The organism is Achromobacter sp. 46006, assembly GCF_059761975.1.
In genome coordinates this window covers 1-3,610 of record NZ_JCBANN010000120.1, presented here as the reverse complement: position 1 = coordinate 3,610, position 3,610 = coordinate 1, and the positions used below count along the sequence as shown (strand labels likewise).

The 3,610-nt window shown below is 68.4% G+C and carries 5 protein-coding genes; 3 read left to right on the top strand and 2 right to left on the bottom strand.

The window, feature by feature from the left end:
• Positions 1-347, top strand: a 347-nt coding sequence (locus AC6LKG_RS26350; protein WP_498169911.1) for a tetratricopeptide repeat protein, incomplete at its 5' end; no start/stop codon positions are given.
• A gap of 48 nt (positions 348-395) precedes the next feature.
• Here the strand turns inward: AC6LKG_RS26350 and AC6LKG_RS26345 are convergent.
• Positions 396-1,208: a substrate-binding domain-containing protein gene (locus AC6LKG_RS26345; protein WP_498169910.1), complete on the bottom strand. Its 813-nt coding sequence runs from the start codon at positions 1,206-1,208 to the stop codon at positions 396-398.
• Between the two features lie 149 nt (positions 1,209-1,357).
• Here AC6LKG_RS26345 and lipA point away from each other — a divergent pair, with 149 nt between their 5' ends.
• Positions 1,358-2,365, top strand: a complete 1,008-nt coding sequence (lipA, locus tag AC6LKG_RS26340) for a lipoyl synthase (RefSeq protein WP_498169907.1) — start codon at positions 1,358-1,360, stop codon at positions 2,363-2,365.
• Positions 2,366-2,498: 133 nt separating this feature from the next.
• Here lipA and AC6LKG_RS26335 read toward each other — a convergent pair whose 3' ends face one another.
• Positions 2,499-3,062, bottom strand: a complete 564-nt coding sequence (locus AC6LKG_RS26335) for a cob(I)yrinic acid a,c-diamide adenosyltransferase (RefSeq protein ID WP_498169904.1) — start codon at positions 3,060-3,062, stop codon at positions 2,499-2,501.
• A 143-nt stretch (positions 3,063-3,205) separates the two neighbouring features.
• On the opposite strand from AC6LKG_RS26335, the gene AC6LKG_RS26330 reads away from it, so the two are divergent.
• Positions 3,206-3,511: a copper-binding protein gene (locus AC6LKG_RS26330; RefSeq protein WP_175133713.1), complete on the top strand. Its 306-nt coding sequence runs from the start codon at positions 3,206-3,208 to the stop codon at positions 3,509-3,511.
• Positions 3,512-3,610 lie beyond the last annotated feature (99 nt).

Sequence of the window (3,610 nt, the reverse complement as noted above, 5' to 3'; positions counted from 1 at the left end):
GCCGCGGCGTGGTCCAGGACCGCGCCGCGGCGCTGGCCCTGTACGAGCAGGCCGCGCTTGCCGGCCACGTCAAATCGATCGGTGTGGTCGGCCGCTACTACGAAGCGGGCGACGTGGTGGAGCAGGACCTGGAGCGCGCGTTCGACTGCTATCGGCGCTGCGCCGAGGGCGGTGATTTCCGCGGCATGTTCCACCTGGGCCGCATGCTGCTGCTGCGCGGCCTCAAGGATGAGGCGGTGCAATGGCTGGCGCGCGTGCCCGAGACGTCCACCCCTGCCTTCTTGCGCGAAGCCGACGCCATGTTGCGTGATTGCGGCTTTCCGCCGCTGTACGAGACCGGCGCCTGAACGGCGTCCGTGGCGTGGCCGTGCCGCCCGCCCGCGCCCGCGCTTGCGTTAGGTGCTCAGGCGTGTCTCGATCACAGCCTCCAGTGTCAGCCGCGTGCCGGCCGGCTGCTCGCCATCGAGCCGGTCCAACAACAATTGCCCCGCGCGCCGGCCCAGTTCGGCCGCGTCGACGCCCAGCGTCGTCAGCCCCTGGACCCATTGCGGCGCGCTGCCGTCCTCGGTGAACCCCAGCACCGCCAGGTCCTGCGGTACGTGCAGGTCGCGGTTGTGGGCCTCCGACACCGTGGCGGCGGCCAGCAGGTCCGAGCTGCAGAACACCGCATCGAAGATCGTATTGGTGGCTAGCAGGCGCAGGAACGCCATGCGGCCGTCGTTCAGTTGCTGCGCCTCGGGTTGCACGATGTCGGCGACCAAGGCCAGCCCCAGCGCTGCCGCGCTGGCGAGGAAGCCTTCGCGACGGGCCCGTTCCCATGGGGTGTCGGCGCTGACACAGGCCACCCGCGCATGGCCCTTCTCGGCCAGGTGGCGGGCGGCCTGGCGGCCCGCCTCGGCATTGTCGATCGTGACCAGGCTGTCCAGCGGGGCGGCGGGCAGGCTCCAGGTCTCCACCACGGGGGTTTCCAACGCCATCACGGCGGCACGCAGTTGCGGGTCGTCGAGCGGGCCGATGACCAGCACCGCGGCCGGTGTCAGTTGGGCCAGCAACGGCAGCAGGGACGCATCGTGCCACGGGCCGGCGGCCAGGTAGTAGCCGGCGGGCGCCACTCGTTCGGCGCATGCCTGCACGGCGCGGGCGGCCGGCGCGAGGTCCAACCGGGGGGCGATCAGGGCGATGGGGCGGGGCGAAGGCAGGGTGGTCATGAAAGGAAGCGGCGCGGATTCGTCAGGCGTGACGATAACCCGATGCGGGCCGGCGCCGGGGTGTCCGGGGCGGTTTCGGGCGCAGGGGGTAAAATGTCTTCTTTTGTCTCAGACCGCGACGCCGCGCGCGCCGGTCGCGAAGGTGTTCCATGTCCACGCTTGCCGAGTCGTCTGTGCCCTCGAACGAAGCCGCCGCCGCGCCCGCGGAAACGGCGTACGATCCGACGCAGAAACAGAAATCCCAGGCCAAGACGGCGCGCATCCCGATCAAGATCATCCCGGCCGAACGCCTGAAGAAGCCGGAATGGATCCGCGTCAAGGCGGCCCAGCCGGGTTCGCGCTTCTACGACATCAAGCGCATCCTGCGCGAGCACAACCTGCACACGGTGTGCGAAGAAGCGTCCTGCCCGAACATCGGCGAATGCTTCGGCAAGGGCACGGCCACATTCATGATCATGGGCGACAAGTGCACCCGCCGCTGCCCGTTCTGTGACGTGGGCCATGGCCGCCCCGACCCGCTCGACACCAAGGAACCGGAAAACCTCGCGCGCACCATCGCCGCGATGAAGCTGTCGTACGTGGTGATCACCTCGGTCGACCGCGACGACCTGCGCGATGGCGGCGCCGGCCACTTCGTCGACTGCATCACCCACATCCGCGAACTGTCGCCCACCACCCGCATCGAGGTGCTGGTGCCGGACTTCCGCGGCCGCCTGGACCGCGCCCTGACCATCCTGAACGCCGGTCCCCCGGACGTCATGAACCACAACCTGGAAACCGTGCCGCGCCTGTACAAGCAGGCCCGCCCGGGTTCGGACTACCTGCATTCGCTCAAGCTGCTGGCCGAGTTCAAGAAGCTGCATCCGAACGTGCCGACCAAGTCGGGCCTGATGCTCGGCCTGGGCGAGACCGACGAGGAAATCCTGCAGGTGATGCGCGACATGCGCGAACACAACGTCGACATGCTCACCATCGGCCAATACCTGCAGCCGTCGGAACACCACCTGCCGGTGCTGCGCTACGTGCATCCCGACACCTTCGCGATGTTCGAGCGCGAGGCCTATGCGATGGGCTTCTCGCATGCGGCGGTGGGCGCCATGGTGCGTTCGTCGTACCATGCTGACGAGCAGGCGCACGCGGCGGGTGTGCCCAACTGAGGGCTGCGCTGTCTCCACGCCAAAATGCAAATGCCCCGCGAGGGGCATTTTTCATGGCAGGGCCGCCTTCAAGATGAGAACGTCCCTGTTTTGGGAAACCACGAGCCGCAGGCGCGGCGTCGGGTGGCATGTCTCATCCCGCCGCCTGGCGCGACACGCGGCTGGTCCAGAACACGTCGGGCCGGCCCGCCTCGCGGTTCAGGTAGCGCGCCAGCACGAACATCAGGTCCGACAGGCGGTTCAGGTATTGCCGCGGGGGCGCGTTCACCGCTTCGGTGCGCGCCAGCGCCACCAGGGCACGCTCGGCGCGGCGGCACGCGGTGCGGGCCAGGTGCGCCTGCGCCGCGGCGCGCGAGCCGCCCGGCAGGATGAACTCACGCAGGGGCGGCAGGGCCGCGTTGTAGTGGGCCAGCCGCGCATCCAGGTGCGCTACCTGTTCGTCGGCCAGGGCGACATGGCCCGGAATGCACAATTCGGCACCCATATCGAACAAATCGTGTTGGATCGTCAGCAAATCGGCCGCCACCTCGGCCGGTAGGGGCTCGGTCAGCAGCAGGCCGATGACGCTGTTCAATTCATCCACATCGCCCAGCGCGGCGATGCGGGCCGCGTCTTTGGGCACGCGCGACCCGTCCCCGAGTCCGGTGCTGCCGTCGTCTCCGGTGCGGGTGGCGATGACTGAAAGGCGGTTGGCCATGGGATGTCCTTTGCAAACAACCGTCAGGATTGTTGCGTTAGTATCGGGAAACTATTGCACGAGGGCGGTATCCTAGCACTGTGGAAACCGCGTGCGGGCCGTGGGGCCGGCACCACGTTTTCGTCGCACTCGGAGGATAACGCATGGCTTTCAACCGCAAATACGCAACGCCCTTGGCCGTCGCAACCGCAATGGCCGTCGTCTCGCTGGCCACGCCGCTGGCGTTCGCCCAGCAGGCCGAGGCCAGCGGCGAGGTGCGGCGCGTCGATCCGGGCGCGGGCAAGGTCACCATCAAGCACGACGCCATCAAGGCGCTGGATCTGCCGGCCATGACGCTGGTGTACGACGCCAATCCGGCGCTGCTGGCCAAGATCAAGGCCGGCGACAAGGTGCGCTTTACCGCCGAGCGCAAGGATGGCAAGTATGTGGTGACAGCGATCACCAATTGAACAGGCGCCGCGCGCGCCGCTATGGCGCTCGCCTGGCGACGGGAAGCACCGCCGCCGCCGCGGGCGCCGACGTCGAGTCCCGACGCAAGAGTAAAAGGC